Source organism: Amycolatopsis sulphurea (genome assembly GCF_002564045.1).
GTDB classification, from domain to species: Bacteria; Actinomycetota; Actinomycetes; order Mycobacteriales; family Pseudonocardiaceae; genus Amycolatopsis; species Amycolatopsis sulphurea.
The window spans coordinates 4,559,843-4,580,205 of record NZ_PDJK01000002.1 but is presented as its reverse complement, the minus strand read 5'-3'; the positions used below and the strand labels follow the sequence as shown (position 1 = coordinate 4,580,205).

Genomic DNA, 20,363 nt, shown 5'->3' with positions numbered 1-20,363 from the left:
GGCCGCGTACCAGCGCACCGGACCCGGCCATTCAGCCGAAACCAGATTCCTTAGGACATGTGATATATCTCTCTAGCAGCTTCTATCGCTAAATCACAGGCAACCTCGTCCGGAATTTCCGGAATGGCATAGTTCATACTTCTCGCATGAGAAATGAACTCACCGTCCAGCGCCAGGTGATGCTTTTCGACAAGATACGGGAGATCGAGTCGCCATACCCACACTCCATCAGTCAACAGTGACGATCCACCTGAAACACCAGATCCATCGTCTGCAACTGGATCATCGGTTCCTTCCATGATATCAAATAGGCCAATGCCCCGTTTAAGGTAATTGATGATCTTCGTTTCATGCGGCTGCAAACGATCGCGGACGGCCTCGAAAATCGATCCTGAAAAGGTCTCGAATTCAGCTTGCTCCTCTAGCTCGGAAAAAAAGCCAACCGGTTTCAGTATCATCATTTCATCCTTTCGGGAAAATCCACGTCCAACCAGCATTGTATTGCACCTGCGGCTCGACCCCTGCCTCACTTACTTTACTGATCCCGACCCGGCCATTCGGCGCGAGCACCGGGACACCGAGCTCGTCGGATACCTGCTGTCCAACGCCCGATACACCGGAATGACAAACGATTAGACGACATGATTGACCGCTTTGATAGGAAGGGTTCGCCCGAATAGCGTCGACAAACTGTCCAGCATTGGTCGTCTCTCCGTCAAATCTCGAGAACCCATTTCTCGTACCGTGACCGAAGACGTCGTGCATTCCGATATTGCGGACATTGGCAAAGTTGTTCATGGTCGCACGGTCACTCCCTACTGCAGTTTTGCCAGCTCCGTACCGGACCCCGTGCCCTGCCGCAGTGTAGTTGTCGGCCGGCCCTGCGTCGAAACCATCGGTGGGATCCCAGCCCCCCATGCTGGATCGCCCTGCGCCGGAGAGCGATTGGTCCCGGGGCTTCGTCCCGAGGGGATCGACCAGATCAGTCGGCCGGTTCGTAACGTACGCGTAGAGGTTGCTATCGCCCCCACCGAACCCCAGCGGGTCACGGCTGAGGAACCGCTGCTCACCAGTCGAGTAATACCGGGCGCGGTTGTAGTAAAGCCCACCCCCCTCATCCTCGCGGCCGGCGAACCGAGTCGGGTTCGCACCATCGGTCCCGGTGAGCGTAGTACCGCCAAAGGGCTGATACGTATACTCCCCCGTCACCGCGCCATTGCCATCCGATACAGCGACGGTGCTGCCGAGACGATCAGTCAGCAGCGACTGCGTGCCACCCCCAGCAGTCCGCGCAAAGACCTGATCCAGGCCACCGGTAAGGGTCGTAGCAGTGACGGTGGAGCCAGACAGCTCGGCAGCAGTATTAAAGATCTTTCGGTAATAGGGTGAGTCGTTGCGGGTGATCTCTCTTGCCTGGTAGGACAATCACGGACGTGTCAGAACCTTCACGCTCAGCAAGCCGAGACCACAAACCCCGCCGCAGCAGAAAAGTAGCTGCCCGCCGTGACTTCGAGGCATTGCGAGAGCGCCGCATGCGGGCTGCGGCGATGTTCGATCGCGGCCAGCGGCAGGTCGACGTGGTGACGGAACTGGGAGTCTCGGCACAAACGGCCTCCCGCTGGTACCGGGCATGGGCCGGGGGTGGGCGCCCAGCGCTGGCTGGCACCGGTCGTGCCGGACGGTTGCCCAGGCTCTCCGACAAGCAGATAGCCGAGGTGGCCGTCGCACTGAAGAAAGGACCGAAGGACAACGGGTTTTCCACCGACATGTGGACGTTGGCGCGGGTAGTCGAGGTGATCGAACAGGTCACCGGGGTGCGGTACTCCATCACCCAGACCTGGGCCATCCTGCGTGAACGGTTGGGCTGGAGCAGCCAGCGCCCTGCTCGCCGCGCGGTCGAACGCGATGACGAAGCCATCGATAAATGGGCGAGGACCGAGTGGCCGCGCATAAAAAAAGCGCCCGGCGCCGGGGAGCCGTGATCTGCTTTCAGGACGAGAGCGGGTTCTCGCTGTTGCCGGTGGTCAGGTCGACCTGGGCGCCACGCGGCCAGACTCCGGTGTTGACCCACCGGTTTTCCTGGAAGCGGATGTCGATGGCCGGCGTGCTGGCCTACCAGCCCGACCGCAGCCAGGCCACGTTCGTGTTCCAGACCCGCCACGGCGCCTACAACACCGAATCGTTGATCGAGTTCCTCACCGACCTGCGGGAGCATCTGGGCGGGCAACCGGCCACGTTGATCTGGGACGGGCTGCCCGCGCACCGCTCGGCGGCCATGACGGCGTGGCTGGCCACCCAGCCGCGATGGTTGCGGGTCGAGCCACCGCCCGGATACGCGCACGACCTCAACCCGATGGAAATGATGTGGGGCAACGTGAAAGCGATCGAGTTGGCCAACCTGTGCCCGGACACGATCGATGAGGCCCAGGCCGCCGCCGTGACCGGCCTGGAGCGGGTGGGCAGCAGCTATGAGCTGTGCTTCGCTTTCCTTGACCATACCGGCCCTTCCCTCTGACCAAGATCACCCAAAAACCGAAAGATCTTTAACACTAGTAGTGTGTCGCTGCTAAGTCTGGATGTATTTGGTGTAGGAGTTCTCAGCAGTTCACGACTGCTGCTGAGAGGATGTCCTCACGATGCCTCGTCCGAAGGTGTTCACGATCGGTTTGTCGGCTGCTGATCGTGAGTTCCTGATCAAGCTGACCACGTCCGGTGCTCACCCAGCACGGATGATCATGCGGGCTCGGGTGTTGCTGGAACTGGATGAGAACGCAGGCTCGGTGGCTGATCGGGCGGTGATCGCGGATCGGGTCGGGATCTCGGTGAACACCGTGTTGGCGATCGCGAAGCGGTTCGACGAGACCAACGGCGACGCGCTGGCCACGATCGGGCGCAAGCAGCGTGAGCATCCGCCGGTGGCTTCGGTGATCACCGGTGAGGTCGAGGCCCGGCTAATACGGCAGCCGCAGTGTGGGATGTTTGGTGCGTTGTCGCTGGTAGTGGCTGTGGCGGGCGCGGGTTTGGTGGCGTCGTCGCCACAGCGACCAGTGATCGGTGTGGGCTTCGGGGTGGGCGGGGTCGGTGAGAGTGGCCCAGAGTCGTCTGAGTTCATTGCAGGATAAGGGGATTAGGTGTTCTTCCTGCGCTGCGCTGCCCCTTTTTCGTCACGGAGACGTTCGGCGTGGGCGGTGGCGGTGAGGAACGCGGCAGCGAGCATGGACAGGGTGATGTGCCGGTACCAGGCGTGGTATTTGCGGACCTGGTAGTGGTCCAGGCCGGTCTCGTTCTTGGCGAACTGGAACGTTTCCTCGACTGCCCACCGGCTTCCGGCGACGCGGACGAGTTCGGCGATCGGGGCCGGGTAGGTGGTGTGGCAGATGTAGTAGGCCAGTTCGGTGGGTTTGCTGATCGAGCGGCGGACCAGTAGCTGCTGTCCACCGGGGGTGGCGGGGTCGATCAGCAGCCAGTCGTAGAGCCGGTGTCCTTTGCTGCCTTCACCGGCGGACAGTCGTTGCCAGCCTTTGCGGGGCGCGGCGGCGGCGAGGTCATCGGCTCGCGCTTTCCCTGCTGTGGTGTCGAAACGATGGCCGCGGGAGATCGCCATGACGTAGTTCAGCCCTGCCTGCTCGCACCAGGAACGCAGGCCGGGGTTGTCGCCGTAGGCTTCATCGGCGGTGAACCACTCGACGTCAGCGCCGGCGTCGAGCAGCCGTTCCAGCATCCGCTGAGCAAGCTCGGGTTTGGTCGCGAAGTCGACCGCATCACCGATTCCGGCTTCCTCGCAGCGTGTCCGATCGTCGGTCCAGGACTTGGGAAGGTAGAGTTCACGGTCGATCAACGCCCGTCCCCGCGGGGATACGTAGGTCAGGAACACCCCGAGCTGGCAGTTCTCGATCCGCCCGGCGGTGCCGGAGTACTCCCGCTGCACCCCGGCAGATTTGGTGCCCTTCTTCAGAAAACCGGTCTCGTCGGCCACCACCACGCCGCCGGGATCACCGAGATGCCGCAGCACGTAGGAGCGAATGTCGTCTCGCGTGGCATCGGCGTCCCAGCGGTAGAAGTTCAGCAGACGCTGCATCCCGTCAGGAGTCAGGTCACCGGCCTGCTCCGCGAGCGTCCAGGAATTCTTCCGCTCAGCCCCAGACAACAGCCCCAGCACATACATCCGCGCCCGCCGCCGCGAGTCCGCCTGAGCGAAACGCCCGGCCACCAGCGCGAACACGTCATCAAACCCAGCCCGCCACCAAGCAAGACGATCATCAGATACAGTCCACGACGCGGCCACCGCGTCCTCTTCGAGATCCAACACACCTTGAAGCCGATCACGCGGTGGCCGCTTTCATGACCACGACACGCCGCAAGGTCACACACTGCGGCTGCCGTACTAATCGCCCTGGCGTGCTCGCAGCCACCCGAGGGTTATGCCCGGTGGTCGCTACGACTGCTGGAAAAGCACGCCGTGCTCACCGAGGACATCCCTGACCTGGACCACTCCACCATCGGCCGGGTCCTAAAAAAAACGGAACTGCGTCCTCATCTGAAGAAGTGCTGGACCATCCCACCGAAGGCGAACGCGGCCTTCGCCGCAGCGATGGAAAACGTCCTCGCGGTCTACGCCCGGCCCTACGACCCAGCCAGGCCAGTGGTCTGCATGGACGAGAAGCCCTACCAACTCCTCGGCCAGGTCCGCGACCCCATCCCCGCCGAGCCCGGACATGACCACAAGGAAGACAACGAGTACGTCCGATGCGGCACCTGCTCGATCTTCGTGTGGGTCGAACCCCTGCGCGGATGGCGCCGCGTCCACGCCCTGTCCCAGCGAACCAAGATCGACTGGGCCGGGCAGGTCAAGCACCTACTGACCGTGGACTACCCCGACGCCAAGACCATGGTGCTGGTCATGGACAACCTCAACACCCATTCGATCGGATCACTCTACGAGGCCTTCGAACCCGACGAGGCCTTCGCGCTGGCCCAACGCCTGGAGATCCACCACACCCCCAAACACAGGTCCTGGCTCAACATCGCCGAAATCGAACTCTCCGCACAGGCCCGCCAATGCCTCGACCGCCGCATCAACGACCTCGACACCCTCAACACCGAACTCACCGCATGGCAGACCGCCACCAACACCGACCAACGCCAAGTCCACTGGCAGTTCACCACCACCGACGCCCGCATCAAACACCGCCACCTATACCCCAAGACCTAACGGCGACGATCTACTAGTACTGCAGTACGGCGAGTACTCCCGTAGAACAACTCTCTTCAGATAGCTGAAAACCGCATAGTCGGCCGGCGCATACCGAAGATCGCCAAGTATATCCACCAGATCTTCAAGATCACCATCAATGTCCTCGCGGCGCAGAGGTGCGGCCAAGGTATCACCGAAACCTTCCGGGTTAAAATGAACTGCAAGATTGCTGAGTTTTACGAAATTTCTCCATTGGTCCTACTCCGCGAAGAACCGCAGAAAATGGACGATCTTGTCTCGAATTCCCGGAATATAGGCCTCGACACCGTGCGCGATCGCCAGATCAATGTACACAACCCCTGTGATCGACTCAATAACGAAAAGAACCTCACCAGCAATGGATTCTCTCTGCATCAGTATGCCGCCGAGTCGTGACGACAGAAGGCGATCATAGTAGTTGTTGGTTCTCCACTAAAGCTCACCGTGAATCCCGGTTACTGACATCGTCTACCAAAATGGCTGACGAGTGCTGCTTTTCCACAGCGCCCAGTGCCATTATCTCACCTCTCAAGAAAACCTCTCCACCGAGACCACTCTTGAGGCCTGCCTCACGCAAAGATAATCTGCTTTCCGCCCCCCCCACTGAACCCCTTGGGATCAAGACCCAATAAATTCCAGTATGCTAGCGTATATTTGCTTGCCACAGGCCGGGCAGACTTTGTTGTATGCATGAGCGCGAGACCGGGAAAGAGTGTCAGCGAACAGCGGCACCACCGAATTGTTCTCGACTATTCGAAACTGTACTCCACACGCCATATGGCTGCTACCAACGGCTTCTCCGACGACGGCACCAGCGAAGTCAGAATCTTCCACAGAACCCGAAAGGATGCGGCCATCGAGCGCAGCCAGATCCGTCCCATCGCTCCAATGAAGGTAGAAGCATCCTAGTGGCCGGTTCGGCAAGATCCTGATCAAGAAACGACGCAGCCGGGGATGATTCACAAGCAGCCGATCATCTGATTCATTGAAGTTTCCGATCGGCTCGCCCGGCCGAATAAGCTGCCCCCGCTGGGAAGTACCTAACTTCCCGCTCAAGAAATCTCAGCTTCAACGCTTCCATAGTTCCACGGCCTCACTGAACTGCCCCGACTACCGATTAGAGATCGGAATCAAATGAATTCAAGTATACTTGCGTAAATTTTCTTGCCACACGAAGGACATGTCTCCTGGTATGCATGGGCGCCCCAGCGGGCACGTGTGTCGGAGAACAACTGTAGGTCCGGATTCAGGTCCACCACCCTAAACGGTGCCCCGCACGCCGGATGGCTGCTACCGACAGCTTCGCCAACGACGGCGCCGGCGAAGTCTGAATCACCGGCCGCACCAGATACGATGCGTTCGTCGGCTACAGCTAGGTCGCTCCCATCGCTCCAATGCAGATAGAAACAAGCAAGCGGCGCTTTCGGCACGACCCTGATAACAAATCGACGCAGACGTGGATGCGCCACAAGCAAGCGATCCTCAGCTTCAACAAAGTTGACGATCGGCTCCTCAAGCTGGATCAATTGGCCAGCCGGAAAATAGAAGACTTCCCACTTTTGAAATCTTATCTTTACTCCACCCACAGCTCCACCTTGATTATATTCGGGATCAGAACTTCACTTTCGCCAGCGCCGGGCAAGGTCTGCCACATCCCTTCGCCCGGATGGATCATGGCGCGGTACACCGAGCCGCCATCTGCGAAGTATTTCGCAAGGTCCGGGTCGGTGGTGAAGGATATAATCGATCTGGGCCCGAAAGCCTTCCGCATTTCTGTTCCAAACTCGGCGTGCGCGTGAGCGAGGTTCTCCACGCCACCCCATTCGGATAGCGCCGCCGCATGAGCCGATTCCGAAGCCCGCAGAGCGTCACCAACCGAGCCTTCTCCCGAGTAGAAGACTTGCCTAGCTGCTTCGCTCATGATCAGTCCAGTATCGCCAGCGATCCAATTTTCCGAGTACAGCTTCGTCCCCCGATAGATGGGGATCCGGCCGTCCCGGGGCTTCGTCCCGAAGGGATCGACCAGATCAGTCGGCCGGTTCGTAACGTACGCGTAGAGGTTGCTATCGCCCCCACCGAACCCCAGCGGGTCACGGCTGAGGAACCGCTGCTCACCAGTCGAGTAATACCGGGCGCGGTTGTAGTAAAGCCCACCCCCCTCATCCTCGCGGCCGGCGAACCGAGTCGGGTTCGCACCATCGGTCCCGGTGAGCGTAGTACCGCCAAAGGGCTGATACGTATACTCCCCCGTCACCGCGCCATTGCCATCCGATACAGCGACGGTGCTGCCGAGACGATCAGTCAGCAGCGACTGCGTGCCACCCCCAGCAGTCCGCGCAAAGACCTGATCCAGGCCACCGGTAAGGGTCGTAGCAGTGACGGTGGAGCCAGACAGCTCGGCAGCAGTATTAAGACCGTCGTAGAGATAGCCCTTCGTGCTCCCACCGGCGGTCTTGGACGTACGCCGACCAAGGCCGTCGTACGCGTAGGTGGTGGTCTGGCCGGAACGGGCCGAAGCGACGAGCTGGCCCCGGGCATTCCAGGTGTACGCAGTGCTGCCATCGGAGGTGAGATTGCCGGCGTTGTCGTAAGTGTGGCTGGTGAGCTGGTTGGCGTCGTCGTAGGTGGCTGGGCCGTACGCAGAGGGAATGGTGGCGCGGGCGTAGCTGCCGCCAACGTGTGTGGGGCGGCCGGAGTTGTCGTACGCATACGTGAGGTCGCCCAGGATAGCTGTGCCGCGGGTATAGCCGATGGAAGTGAGCTGGTCGCCGTTGTCGTAGCCGTAGGTTTCGACAACGCCGTTCGGCAGAGTCACGGTGTCGCGGCGGCCAGCGCCGTCGTAGGTGGTGGAGGCCTTGTTGCTGCCCTGGGTGACGCTGGTGGGGCGGCCGGAGTTGTCGTAGGCGTACGCGGTCTGTGGCTGGCCGGCCACGGTCATGGTCTTGCGGCGGCCGGCGCCGTCGTAGGTGTAGCTGATCTGGCCCTGCGGTGAGCTGGTCTGGGTGAGCTGGTCGAGGTCGTTCGGGGTGAACGTGGTCGTGGCCGAGTCGGTGACTGACGTGACGCGGTTGGCGGCGTCGAAGGCGTAGGTGGTCTGGCTTTCCGCGCCGGAAGGGGTGACGCCGTAGCGGACGTTGGTGGTGCGGTTGAGGGCGTCGTGGTCGGCCGTCGTTGTCTTGCCACGGGGGTCCGTGGTGGTGGACAGGTTGCCGCCGGCGTCGTAGCCGAAGGTGGTTTGGCGGCCCAGCGGGTCGGTATGGGACTTGATCCGGTCGAGCGGGTCGTACTCGAAAGTGGTGGTGTGCTGGCGCGGGTCGGTGACGGTGTGGAGGTTGCCGTTGGGGTCGTAGCTGTAGGAGGTCGTGCGGCCCAGTGGGTCAGTAACAGCGGCGATCCGGTCTAGACGGTCATAGCCGACCACCGTGGCGGCACCGGTGGGGTCTCGGCTGCTGGTGACGCGGCCGAGGCCGTCGAGCGCCTGTTTCGAGGTCCGGCCCAGTGGGTCGGTGACGCTGGTGGGCTCGCCGAGGGTGTAGCCGTACAGCGTGGCGTGGCCGAGGTTGTCGGTGACCTTGCTGACCTGGCCGCTTTCCAGGGTGTCGACGGTGGTGGTGCGCGCCGTCGGATCGGTGACGGTGTGCAGGGCGCCGTTAGGCAGGTAGCCGTAGACGGTGGCGGCGTTCTGCCAGTCGGTGCGGCGGCTGATCTGGTCGAACGGGCCGTCGCGGGTGAAGGTCGCGGTGCGGGCGTTGCCGGTGCCGGCGAGCTGGGTGACGCTGGTGAGGTTGCCGTAGGGATCGCGGCCGAAGTCGGTCCGGCGGCCGAGTGGGTCGGTGGTGCTGGTGACGACGTTGCTGGCCGGGTCGCGCGCGATCGTGGTGGTCTGGGCCAGTGGGGTACCGAACGCCGCGGTGTCGCTGGTGGTGAAACCGGCGGCGTTGAACGTCAGGCGGCGAACGGTGCCGCGTGGGTCGGTCAGCCGGGTTTCGGTGACATTGCCTGCGGCGCCGGCGGTGTAGTCGATCTTGAAGAACGTGCCGTCGGCGTTCGCTTGCTTGGTGACGCGTCCGTTCGCGTCGTAGGTGTTGGTGGAGAAGACGGTGCCGCGCGCGTCCTTGCTCGTGGCCAGCCTGCCCTGCGCGTCGTAGCCGTAGGTGGTGCTGTTGCCGTCCGCGTCGACGAATTGGTTCAGGTGGCCCGAAGAGTCGTAGCCGTAGAAGACTTTGCGGCCGGTGTTGTCGCCGATCAGGGCGAGTTCGTGGTCGTTGTTGTAGGACAGGTCGAGCCATTTGCCGTTCGGCGAGGTGACCTGGGTGATCGGGCCCTTGTTCCGGACCTTGCCGTCGGGATCGGCCGCCGCGGCCGCGCGGTGGATGGTGATCGTGTTGCCGAACTTGTCGCGGATCGCCTGCAGCGGCGCTTCTTCACCGAAGACGTAGGTGGTGCCGTCGCGGAGCCGGACGTCGAGACCGTTGCCGTTCCAGGCAAGCACGGATCCGCTGAACTTCGTCGGCGTCGGGTCCGCAGCGAACACCGCGTCCACAAAGTCGGTGGAACCCGTGCCGCCGGGGGTGATCCGGTGGTACCGCACCCGCCCTCCGTCGGGCAGGATCAGCTGCCCGTCCAGCCATTGCCGGTCGGAGTAGAGGTACATGTTGTAGTCGAAGTCGCCGCCCACGCCGAAGGTGCGCGGCGCGGTGTCGCCCTGCTGGTAGGTGCGGTTGATCGCCAGCGGCAGGGTGTCCTGGACGGCGAGGTCGGTGCGGGTGCCGGTGAGCAGGCCGGTGGCCAGGTCGACCGGGTCGGCGGCGCTGACGATGCCGCCGGGCTTCGACGCGACCGGGGGCGGCGGCGCGGTGCCGGGCTGGATCAGCATGGCGCCGGTGAACTGGTAGACCTCGGTGCCGGCGTCGGGCACGACCTGCTTGCGGTCCGCGGTGACCTTGCCGTGGCCGTAGACGAACCAGCCGCGCCCGGCCGGGTCGTAGTGCCAGAAGTCCATCACCGTGCCGGGCACGGCGTTGGTGTAGTTCGGATACACCACGCGGGCGCCGGTCGGGAACACGTACGCGCTGCCGGGCTGGACGGTGAAGTACACCGGGACGTGCGAGTTCGGCAGCGGGAACGGCGGACGGTCGATCGGGATCGCGGTGATGCCCAGCTCGGTCACCGGTTTCCCAGCCACATCGCGGACCACCGCCCCGGCGGGCAGGCGCACTTCGAGCCCGGGGATCGCGGGGTTGGTGACGACCGTTTCCCGCTTGGCCGGCGATTCGAGCTTGACGGTGTGCGCCGTGTCGAGCGCGGTCAGCCAGATCGGGTGGGACAGCACGGTGGTGCGGCCCTCCGCCACGTCGACCCCGATGTCGTACAGGCCGAACGACGCCTTCGGGCCGTTCGCGCTGCTGCCGTCCACACGCAGGACGCGGTGCCCGGCCCCGACACCGGAAAGCAGGAACCTGCCGGTGGAATCGCTGGTGCCGCGCGTGCCGTCGATCGAGACCGTGACGCCGGGCAGGCCGCGGCCGTCCAGGCTCTGCACGCGACCGGACAACGCTGTGGTGCCGGCCGGTGCGTTCAGCGCGGCGGGCTGTCCGGTGGACACCGCGGCACGATGAGTGGTCCAGTCCTTGCCGGACAGATTCGCCTTGTCCGGGGTCCAGCTCGGCCCGCCGGCTTCCGCGGCCGGCACGGGCTGCTGGAAACCGGACGGCACGCCCGGTGCGCGGTGCGGCAGCACGTCGGCGTTGAGCCGCTGAAGCGGCGCGCCAGGTCCGGGCGACGGCGTCGCAGCAGGCGGTGCCGGAGCGCGGGGTTGCGCCGAGGATCGAGCCGCGGCAGTGGCCGGGGCGAGCACGATCGTGGCGGTGCCGGTGGCGGAGTACGGGCTGAGCAGGATCTCGTAACTGCCGGTCACCGGCAGCGCGGGCAGCGGGGTCGACGCCGCGCTCGGACCGGAAGCGAGAATCGCACCGTCCGGTTTGGACACTGTGTAGTACGGATAGTAGGGCAGCGTGCCGCCGGTGACGTTGAGCGAGAGCCGCTGCCCCGCGGTCCCGGAATAGCGGAGGCGGTTTTCCTGGCCGACCCGCGGGAACGACAGCGTCTTGGCCGCGTTGAGCTGGAGCGCGCCCGCGTCGATCGGCTCGGACAGGGTCGCGGTGACCGAACCGGTGACGAACCCTTCGGGAGTGACGACGATCCGGTGCTGCCCCGCGGTCGGCGGGACGATGACCCCCACGCCGCCCTGTTCGATCCGGTCGTCGAAAATCGCGGCCCCGGTCGGGCCGAGCACCCGGACCCGCAGCGCGGTCCCGGCCGGGAACATCGAGCCGGTCAGGGCGAGATTGAGCCGACGACCGGCGACCGCGGTGAACGCGGTCTCGCCGAGCTGCGCCCGGCTGCCCATCGTGAGGATCTTGGCCGCGCCACCGACGGCGATGGCGCCTGCGTCGACGCGCTGTTCCAGCGTCAGCTGGGTGCTGCCGGTCTCCGCGTACGGGTGGACGACGACCTGGTAAGTCCCGTTGGCAGGCAACGGATCCAGGTCGACCTGGGACTCGGTCAGGTTCCCGTCACGCAGGACCGAGCCGTCCGGACCGATCACCTGGACACGGAAGGTGTGGGCGAACGCCATGGCGGCGAAACCCAGGCTCAGGTGCTGCCCGGCGGTACCCGCGATGGTGAACCTCGTGCCCTGGCCCGCCCGTCCGGCGACGGCCTGCTTGGTGTCCCCCACCGCGAGTGCGCCGCCGGACTTCTCGTTCGACAGCGTCACCGTGACCGCGCCGGTGCTCGTGGGGTCGTTCAGGGAGAACTCCAGCCGGAAAGTGCCGGTGGCGGCCGGGGTGAAGAAGAACGAACTCAGTGAACTGGTCTCGGAGATGCGGGCCGCGACTTTGCCGTCCGGGCCGATCACTTGCGCCCACAACGACGACGACGCGGGGAAGGTCCAGCCGGAGAACGCCAAGGACACCGGCTGACCCGAGGTCGCCGAGAAGGACGACACCGCGGTATGTCCCGGCTGAGCCAGCGTGACCGTCGTGGCGGCATCGGTCGCGCTGAGCGTTCCCGCCGATTGGATGGTGGTGAGCCGCAGCTTGAACGCGCCGGTACCGGAATACGTGTCCAGCGTGATCGTGTAATTGCCGGTGACCGGGAGCGCCGGGACTTCCACGTGGAAATCCGCGACGATTCCCGAGGACACGACCGAACCGTCCGGTGCGGTGACCGTGAGAGTGGGAAGATAATCGAATCCATAGCCGGTCAAATCGAGACTCAGCGCCGTCCCCGCGGTACCGGCATAGGTCAGCCGCGCGTCCTGGCCCGGACGATCGATCTGTACCGTCTTGTCCACACCGGCTTCGAGCGGACCCGCTTCCGCGGCGACCGAAGCCGTGACGGTGATCGACCCGGTGCTTTGATCCGCGGCACCGAACAACACTGAATACGTACCGGTCTCCGCCGCCGTGAAATCGAGATTCCCGTTCCCGTCCAACCGGATCTGACCACGCGTGGTGCCTGGCGACCACTGCAGCGCGACCCCGTACGGCTCGCGGATCGCCGCCGTCACCGCCGAGCCCGGCGCGAACGTGGAACCGCTGAAACCCAGGTCCAGATGCTGGCCCGCCACCGCGGGGAACGACAGTTCCGCCTGCTGGCCCGGCTTGGCCAGGTTCACCTTCGTGCCCGCACCGGTCATGCTCAGCGAACCGGCGATCCGGCTCGAAAGCGTGGCCGTCACCGAACCCGCGCCGGCGGCAGGGGGCGTCAACGCGATCTGATAGATGCCCGTGCTGGGCAACGGCGGAAGCTCGTATCCCCCGTTCAGCTTCGAAGCCGTCCAGAACTGATCATATTGCGCACGCGCGAACTTGGCCCCGTACGGAGTGAACGCACCGACGCCGAAATCCGTGGGAAAGGTCGACCCCGTCAACCCCAGGGTGAGCCGCTGGTCCTTCTTCCCCGCAAAACGCAGCAACGCGATCTTGCCCGCGTTCGCAATCGTGACGACCGTCGCCGCGCCGTCGACATTCAGCTTCGGCGTCGTCGCGACCGCGGACGCAGCGAACCCGTGCGGCGCCACGACCAGGTCGTCCGTGCTCGTGCCCGTCCCGCCGGGCGTTTCCACCGTCACCGGTCCCGGCGCCGCGTAATCAGGCAACTCGACTGCCAGCGACGACGCCGTGGCCGTTTTCACCTTCGCCCGCACCGAACCGACGGACACCACATCATTCGCGGCGACGGTGTCGAAACCGGAACCGGAAATCGTCAGCGTCGCGCCGCCCGCCACCACTGCGGGGCTGAAGCCGGTCACCACCGGAACTCCCGCCGGGGCATCCACCGTGAACGCCTGCTGGCTGCCCGCCGACCCGGCCGGCGTCGCGACCGTCACCGCGCCGTTCGTCGCACCGGCCGGCACCGTCACAGTCAACGACGTGGCGCTCGCAGACGTGACCGTCGCAGCTTTTCCGTTGAAGGAGACGGTGTTCCCGCCGGCCGTGGTGGCGAATCCGGTGCCGGACACCGTGACCGCCGCGCCCGCGGGCGCATGAGCGGGCACCACACTGGTGATCGACACCGACGACGAGGCGTACCGATCGATCGAGGCAAGGTTGCCGGAGGCGTCATAGTTGTACCGGCCCGTCGACCCGCCCGCTTGGGTCACGCCCTTGAGCTGTCCCGCGGCGTCGTAGGAATAGTCGACCGGATTCGACGGAACGGCAGCGGCGGCCGGCCCGGCCGCACCCGCTGCCGGAACCTGCACACCGGACAACACCAGAAGCGCCGACAAGCCCAGCACGAACGCACGCCGCAAGGCAGGCACGATCCCCCCAAAGAAACACCAGGTGAACAGCTCAGAATGGAACAGGAAACGCACGACCGAACCGCAAGAACGGCGTGGCTCACCTGAAACGGCGAACTCACCGAATCAGGACGCTAGATCAACCGGCGCAAAACGCACAAGATCACCCACAGGGCTCCGGAGTACGAACGGGCACTGCGATAGGTATCAACGGGCCACCGAGGCGGCAAAACCGGACAAAGACGACGGCGCAGCGGAAGTAATCACCTGACCGAACCACAACCAAGGTCGCAGTTCACGATTGACATGAAGTCCGCAATTTCAGTTCTTGACCAACAGCACGGGGAGGTCGCGGTAGGGACCGCCCTTGCGGACGCCCCCGCGCAGTTCCCAGCGTGCGGAACTACCGCACTGGGCTCCTGTCTCAGGTTCTAGCGGCGAAGCGCATCTCTGGGAAGGGATGCATCACGCGGGCGGGCGGTAGCCGCCGGTTCGCGATACGGTTCATCCGTCCCCAGTTGATCCGCGTGCGCTGGCTGCGGCACCGCAGCGCCTTATACCGATGCCGCGTCGCCTGGGTGCGGAATGCCGCTACCGCGTCGGTATTGCCGGGCACGGCGTAGTAGGCGAGGTGCCCGCGCACCACAACTTCCCAGCCATTGCCCTTGCTCGGGGATGGACAGATGCCGGCGTCGCTTGAGTTGGTCGTTCACCACTGCCAGCTTCGCCCGCATCCGCTTGTGCCGACCCTCGGCGGCAGCACCACGATCGGCTCACCCACCTACGACAGCGGCACTCCTGATCGCCTGAAACGATCGCATCGTCAGTCTCATCTTCGCCGATGATCGTTGGCTTCCCGCCGCATTTTCAATGCAGGCAATATCGACGCTCAACGCAAGTGCGTGGGCGAGGGGCCGCGGCTTCGACGGGGCAATTGGCCGGAGCGACGACCGCTGAACAGTACCGCGAGGCGCTCCTCGCAGGCAGGATCCACAGCGGGGGCGCTACCCGGCCGCCGCCCGCTCCCCGCTTACCGAGACGCGAAAGAGGCATAAACGCCATGAGCAAAGGAAGTCTCCTACCCGAGGCAGCTGGGAGAAGGTGTTCACCGGCCCCACCAACGACTTCACCGAGTGCGCGAAGCGGACCGCGGCCACCGCGAACAGCTTGCGGGCACAAGGTTTCATGAACGTCACGCCGAGCTGCCACGGCGGGAGGTCGACGAGGTCACGGGCGAGGTGATCGCGACCAAGGGTTGCGCCCGGCACGACTCCGCCTCTCTTTCTCTTCGCTCTCGTCCGATCGATTTCCGTGATTCGGGATCACCTCCGTGTCGATGGGCGCCAGAGCGGGAGGATGTCGTGGGCGAAAACGGTGATGCGCTCGCCAGTCGGTCGCAACCCCATGCGGATATAGAGTCGGCTGTTGCGCTCGCAACTGGCCTCACCGTAGACAGCTCGTCCTTCGCTGTCCGCGAGTGCGAACAGTTCGTGGGCCAGCCGCGTTCCCAGTCCCCGGCTTCGACGGCCGGGGGCGACGCCCATGAACAACGCGTAGTGGTGCGGTGGCTGTTCGGGGTGCTGGAGGTCGAGTACGTTGTGGACGGACAGGACACGCTCAGCGTAGGGCCCACACGCCTCGATGAGTCGGGCGTGCAGGTCCGACTCGTTGTCGAGGGCGGGCAGGGACTCCGACGGAAAGGTCAGAAGTGCCCCCACCGTGTCACCAGTCGTCCAGATGGTTCCCAGGTCGAGTGCCAGATCGGTCCACACGCCGAAGTAGCGGCGAGCGAAGGTCGGGTACAGCTCGTCATCAGGGAACATCGTGCCCGCGAGGATGGGATCCTCGGCGAACCCGAAGGTCAGCGCGTCAACGACGTGGTCCTCGTCGGCGCGGGTAGCAACGCGAATCTCACCGGACGGAGCATCACCGAGCATGGTTCCGGCATCCTTTCTTTCTGATGGTCACGGAGACCACCTTCTGGTTTCACCGGTGACCGCCACCTCGGTAGACTCCGGGCAGGGGGGCGGAACGCAGGGCCCGGTGGCATTCGAGAAGCGAGGCCGCGGCCCGATCAACGTCCTCGCCGGTTGTCGTCCAGTTGACAAAGGAGAACCTGAGCACGGCACGGCCGCCCCACCCGCTGCCGGAGGCCCACGCGACACCGGCGCGCTGAAACGCCTGCGTCACAGCCATCGTGTGCCGGTCGCCATCGCCGCCGGGATGTTCGAAACGGACGAGCACCTGATTCAGGGTGACGTCGTTGAGGATCACGACTCCCGGCTCTCGCCGAAGACACGCCGCGAGACGACGGGCGAGCGCGCAGTGCCGGCCGACGAGTTCGGCGATGCCGGTCTTACCGAGCTGGGTCAGCGTTGCCCACAGTGGAATGACACGTGCACGCTGGGAGAAGGCGACGCCCCACTGAATCGGATGACGAACCCGGCCGGCGTCCTGGTTCAGGTAGTCAGGGTGGATGGCCATCGCACGGCGATGCGCCTCGGCGTCGGCCACCAGTGCCATACCGCTCTCGTACGGGACGTTAAGCCATTTGTGGGCGTCAGTGGACCACGAGTCCGCCAGGTCAAGGCCGTCGAGCAAGCCGTGCCGCAGCTCGGTCGTGGCGGCCCACAAACCGAACGCCGCGTCGAAGTGAGCCCACCCCCCGATGGCATGGATCTGCTCGCACAGCGGCCGCAGCGGGTCCACGGCACCGGTGTGGAGTTCGCCGACCTGGCCGCACGCGATGACCGGCCCACCGTTGGTTCGCGAGATCTCCTTCTCCAGCGGGCCGAGTTTCACGCGCCCTTGGCCGTCGGTGACCAACGGGCGGATATCTCCGCCCAGTCCGAGCAGCCGCAGTGACCGCAGCACCGAGGCGTGTACGTGCTCGTTCACCAGGACGGTGATCGGTGGAGCGCCGTTGAGCCCTCGGGTCACGAGGTCCCAGCCCACCCGGTCGAGCAGCGCGGCGCGGGCGGTCGCCAAACAGATCAGGTTCGCCAGTGTGCAGCTCGACGTGAAGGAAGCGGACGTGCCCACCGGGAGGCCGAACATCTCGACGAGCCACCCACGACAGATGTCCTCCAGGACCGCGGCGAGTGGCGACGTGTCGTACGTCGCAGTGACCTGATCCCATGCGCTGGTAAGCCAGTCGGCGGCCAGAGCGACGGGAAACACACCACCGACCACATAGCCGAAGTAGCGGCTGCTGCCGGTCGGGCCGAGCCCGAGTTCGGCCGCGCGCAGGAGCGTGTCCAACACAGCTTCCGGCTCCGTGGGAGCTGACGGAGCCGGCCCGCCAAGAAGCTGCCTGAGCATGGTGTCGGAGGTGGGCACGGTGACGGGTTGATCAGGCAGGTCGGCGAGGTGGCGCAGCGCGCCGTCGAGCGCAACCGTCAGGAGCCGCCGGTAGACATCGTTGAGAGGGATGTTCGGAGGAATACGATCACATCCTTGACCACGCCACGGTGATTCGCCCCACGGTGGGCGCCGACTTTGGTGTGATGATCACACTGAATCCGAGCACCGGTTCGCACGCCCGCGCTTCGGCGCATGTAGTGATCACCCGAGTTTGGTTACGAGCAGCGCGATTCACCCTCCGCTCTGTCCGCTGAAATATCCTTGATCGGCGGGAGTTCCGCACAATCCCGTAGTGCGATCAATGTCCGATTCCTCTCGGAACCGCAAATATGAACGCCGTCAACTCGCGCGCGGTCCATGCGATACTCAGGCCACGGTGCGGGTTCGACCCTGTCTCACGCTGCCTCACCGCCTCAAGGCCGGTGCCGTCTCCGCACTGCCGGAGGCGAATATCATCGAGTTTCGGGGCGGCCGGCGCCTTATCCAAGAGCTCGGATCCCATTTCGCCGTTTCAGGTGACCGTGCACAGGCAACTTCACCCCAATGGACATCCCCTGTCGAGGGCCTGGTGACTCGGCGCAGTAAAGAACCTGGCGTCGGACAACACCAACGGCCTATTGCTTCAGCAAGGAACATTGGCGTTGTCATCGCGTCGGATGGTCGTCTGTGCCGGCGAATGCGAGGCTTGCTGTGGAAATCCTGACTCCGGCCGCGCCGGCGATTCCCCCCGGCGGCCGGACACCTGGCCCGACCGGTCGGAGCATCGAACGCCGGCTCTCGCCGCGGCGGGCAAGCAGAATCGCGACAGCTCGGCGATGGCCTGGCCGTCCCCGGTATACAGCGCCGAATCGCTGCCTGTGTACCGCGACAGGTAGGCAAGGTGCGGCCACCCGTAGCCGGACGACCCGGTGAGGGCTGACGGCACAGGAAGCAGAGCACGGTGACTACGCCCTGGTAGGCCAGGCCGGGGGCAGGCATCCTCTCGGTGAGCCATTCGCCGGCGAGCGCGCGTAATAACGGAATCGGAATGGTCGGGACCACATGAGTCGCGGCCAGAGTCTCCCCGGCAGGGTGAGTTCCAGAGTGTCGCCCCGATCCTGCAGATCCAGTACGGGAACACCGGTGCGTATCGTCCCTCCGCCCCGCTACCACGCGCACCGTCCTTCACCGCTCACGCAACCCGTCGATGCCGTCGTCCTCGTCACCAGGAGCCACCTGTTCTTTCTCCCTTTCTGATGCGTTACTCCTTGTCCGATGGGGAAGCGAGCCCGCTATGTCGTCACATCCCGTAATAACTCGTTACCGAACGTATCCGCCCGCCCTGGGCGGCGGGTTCCGAGACACCATCCACAACACGAACAATTCATTGTTTCGCTCACGTTTCTGCCGCGACGCGACCGTGCTCCAGCCGATTCCACTCGATGTACATCCCAGGACAGTGTGCCGACGAAATCCGGCGCAGTCCATCCCGCCCGAACGCGAATAATCACCTACCGTCGATAATTACCCAAACGAGTGAACTTGGCTGCCCCACCCGCGTGATACATTTCTTTGACAAAATCAGATCGGAGAAGTCGACGATCGGAGAAGTAGACATGAGCCACACTCGCTGGTTTGCCACGGCGGCGGCATTCACGGTCGCCGGACTCTTTTCCAGTCCCGCCCTCGCTATCGCAGACACGCCGACCCCCTCGGTATACGACGCCACTCCGGACAACAAGGGAATCAACATCGACGTTATCGGCAACATCCGGGTTACCAACGCTGATGGTGTGCCGATAGACCTGAGGACCGTACCTTCCTTGAAAATTTCCCTGGAGAACGTTCCCTATGTTCCCCCTGGCGCCGAGGACTGACCAAAGTGATCTCGCCGGCTTTCGGTTCAGGCGGCCGCGTTCGAGACGGGTGAGCAGGGTCAACGCGCGACCGCGACGGCGGCCTGCCCCGCGCTCGGCGTTCAGCGACCGGCCGAGGCGCCGGGCCGGTGCGCAGAGCACACCGAGCACGGCACACCAGGTGATCAAGGGAATCCTCCGGGCGAAACCATCTTAAATACCCACATGGCGCATCAATCGGACATGAATCGGTGCTAGCCGCACCTCTCAATGCCGACCCCTGACCCCTGACACGTGGGAGCGGAGGCAATGACAGATCGAACCGATGCCGCAGGGCACCGCTGCACTATAGTCCTCAATGGCGGCAGTATCACGATCCAGCGAATATCCGCGCCTCGAAAAGAGATCATCATTCCCCTGCGGGATATCGTCCAGGTATGCACACGCGCACCACACGCATGGTTCAAGGGTGAATTCGAGGTCCACATCAGAGAGTCGGAACCTATGAGCATCAGGTTCACCCGGCGCCAGGCACGCGAATTCTATGATCTCTACGCAACACTGAAGGCCCAGCTCTCGCGGATCGACTGACCGGGCATCACCCCTCTCAAGGAATATCAAAACTATTCCGTCGACCTGCCGGACCGCTGCCCGGATTCTCAATGCCGTGAAATCGAGCCCTCGATGAACTCGATCAGCCGACGGCGCGTGAAATAGCCTCGATAGCTCTCTTCTGCGCCGACGCGAGCCATATCTGCCCGCCATCATCGTCGAGAAATCCGACACACATGAAGCGTCCCGGCGGCTTTGAGAACGCCCCCGCCCCAGATGCGCGCCCTGTCTTATAACGACACTTGGGCAGCCACAAAAGCCCGCCCCGGACGGAAGACAGGCGGGGCGTGCGGCAGGCGTGAGGTCAGCCAGCGCGGCCGGGGTCGAATCGTTTGGGCGGCACCACCAGCGGGTGTCCGAGCGTACGAGGTATGGGCTGAAGAATGCGGTGGTATTTCCTGGGATGGGAGACCGTGGTGGTGTTGCCGCCGAGCAATCAGTCCGGAGGATGCACACGTAGTACTTCGCGGACGAAGACGTTGGTACAGGACAGGCCAGGAACGTCGGCTCGGAT

Annotated in this window: 13 protein-coding genes; 5 read left to right on the top strand and 8 right to left on the bottom strand. The window is 64.2% G+C overall.

Features of this window, described 5'->3' with window-relative positions; translation table 11 throughout:
* Positions 1 to 50: 50 nt before the first annotated feature.
* Complete coding sequence (locus ATK36_RS31745) at positions 51 to 461, bottom strand: hypothetical protein (protein WP_141544550.1); 411 nt, start codon at positions 459 to 461, stop codon at positions 51 to 53.
* 1 nt (position 462) lies between these two features.
* Positions 463 to 1,425 (bottom strand): RHS repeat-associated core domain-containing protein, encoded by a 963-nt coding sequence (locus tag ATK36_RS27020; protein WP_098514042.1) that lies wholly within the window; start codon positions 1,423 to 1,425, stop codon positions 463 to 465.
* 107 nt (positions 1,426 to 1,532) lie between these two features.
* On the opposite strand from ATK36_RS27020, the gene ATK36_RS27015 reads away from it, so the two are divergent.
* The 3 genes from ATK36_RS27015 (at position 1,533) to ATK36_RS33945 (ending at position 3,122) form a co-directional block, all read left to right on the top strand.
* The gene (locus tag ATK36_RS27015) at positions 1,533 to 1,982 is read left to right on the top strand and encodes a winged helix-turn-helix domain-containing protein (RefSeq protein ID WP_098514041.1); all 450 of its coding nucleotides are present in this window, start codon (positions 1,533 to 1,535) and stop codon (positions 1,980 to 1,982) included.
* Complete coding sequence (locus ATK36_RS27010) at positions 1,925 to 2,515, top strand: transposase (RefSeq protein ID WP_098514040.1); 591 nt, start codon at positions 1,925 to 1,927, stop codon at positions 2,513 to 2,515. The genes ATK36_RS27015 and ATK36_RS27010 overlap by 58 nt, the downstream gene beginning before the upstream one ends.
* A gap of 136 nt (positions 2,516 to 2,651) precedes the next feature.
* Positions 2,652 to 3,122: a COG3415 family protein gene (locus ATK36_RS33945; protein WP_245915219.1), complete on the top strand. Its 471-nt coding sequence runs from the start codon at positions 2,652 to 2,654 to the stop codon at positions 3,120 to 3,122.
* Between the two features lie 5 nt (positions 3,123 to 3,127).
* On the opposite strand, the gene ATK36_RS27000 is transcribed toward ATK36_RS33945, so the two are convergent.
* Positions 3,128 to 4,222 (bottom strand): IS701 family transposase, encoded by a 1,095-nt coding sequence (locus tag ATK36_RS27000; RefSeq protein WP_170070059.1) that lies wholly within the window; start codon positions 4,220 to 4,222, stop codon positions 3,128 to 3,130.
* A gap of 165 nt (positions 4,223 to 4,387) precedes the next feature.
* Here ATK36_RS27000 and ATK36_RS26995 point away from each other — a divergent pair, with 165 nt between their 5' ends.
* Positions 4,388 to 5,212: an IS630 family transposase gene (locus ATK36_RS26995; protein WP_211292082.1), complete on the top strand. Its 825-nt coding sequence runs from the start codon at positions 4,388 to 4,390 to the stop codon at positions 5,210 to 5,212.
* 1,151 nt (positions 5,213 to 6,363) lie between these two features.
* On the opposite strand, the gene ATK36_RS31735 is transcribed toward ATK36_RS26995, so the two are convergent.
* From ATK36_RS31735 to ATK36_RS26970, 5 genes are all read right to left on the bottom strand, one after another.
* Positions 6,364 to 6,819 (bottom strand): hypothetical protein, encoded by a 456-nt coding sequence (locus ATK36_RS31735; protein WP_141544549.1) that lies wholly within the window; start codon positions 6,817 to 6,819, stop codon positions 6,364 to 6,366.
* The gene (locus ATK36_RS26990) at positions 6,807 to 14,051 is read right to left on the bottom strand and encodes an RHS repeat-associated core domain-containing protein (protein WP_170069923.1); all 7,245 of its coding nucleotides are present in this window, start codon (positions 14,049 to 14,051) and stop codon (positions 6,807 to 6,809) included. Before ATK36_RS26990 ends, ATK36_RS31735 begins: the two co-directional genes overlap by 13 nt.
* Positions 14,052 to 15,043: 992 nt before the next feature.
* On the bottom strand, positions 15,044 to 15,307 hold the full coding sequence (locus ATK36_RS26980; RefSeq protein ID WP_098514037.1) for a hypothetical protein: 264 nt from the start codon (positions 15,305 to 15,307) through the stop codon (positions 15,044 to 15,046).
* Between the two features lie 54 nt (positions 15,308 to 15,361).
* Positions 15,362 to 15,976, bottom strand: a complete 615-nt coding sequence (locus ATK36_RS26975; RefSeq protein ID WP_098514036.1) for a GNAT family N-acetyltransferase — start codon at positions 15,974 to 15,976, stop codon at positions 15,362 to 15,364.
* A gap of 49 nt (positions 15,977 to 16,025) precedes the next feature.
* Positions 16,026 to 17,303 (bottom strand): pyridoxal phosphate-dependent decarboxylase family protein, encoded by a 1,278-nt coding sequence (locus tag ATK36_RS26970; protein ID WP_170069922.1) that lies wholly within the window; start codon positions 17,301 to 17,303, stop codon positions 16,026 to 16,028.
* 1,694 nt (positions 17,304 to 18,997) lie between these two features.
* On the opposite strand from ATK36_RS26970, the gene ATK36_RS26965 reads away from it, so the two are divergent.
* Positions 18,998 to 19,258, top strand: coding sequence for a hypothetical protein (locus ATK36_RS26965; RefSeq protein ID WP_141544548.1), 261 nt, complete (start codon positions 18,998 to 19,000; stop codon positions 19,256 to 19,258).
* Positions 19,259 to 20,363 lie beyond the last annotated feature (1,105 nt).

Excerpts from the sequence above, each read along its gene's own strand:
- ATK36_RS31745 (WP_141544550.1), bottom strand. The coding sequence starts at position 461 with ATGATGATACTGAAACCGGTTGGCTTTTTTTCCGAGCTAGAGGAGCAA.
- ATK36_RS27015 (WP_098514041.1), top strand. The coding sequence starts at position 1,533 with ATGCGGGCTGCGGCGATGTTCGATCGCGGCCAGCGGCAGGTCGACGTG.
- ATK36_RS26975 (WP_098514036.1), bottom strand. The coding sequence starts at position 15,976 with ATGCTCGGTGATGCTCCGTCCGGTGAGATTCGCGTTGCTACCCGCGCC.
- ATK36_RS26965 (WP_141544548.1), top strand. The coding sequence starts at position 18,998 with ATGAGCCACACTCGCTGGTTTGCCACGGCGGCGGCATTCACGGTCGCC.
- ATK36_RS27010 (WP_098514040.1), top strand. The coding sequence starts at position 1,925 with ATGGGCGAGGACCGAGTGGCCGCGCATAAAAAAAGCGCCCGGCGCCGG.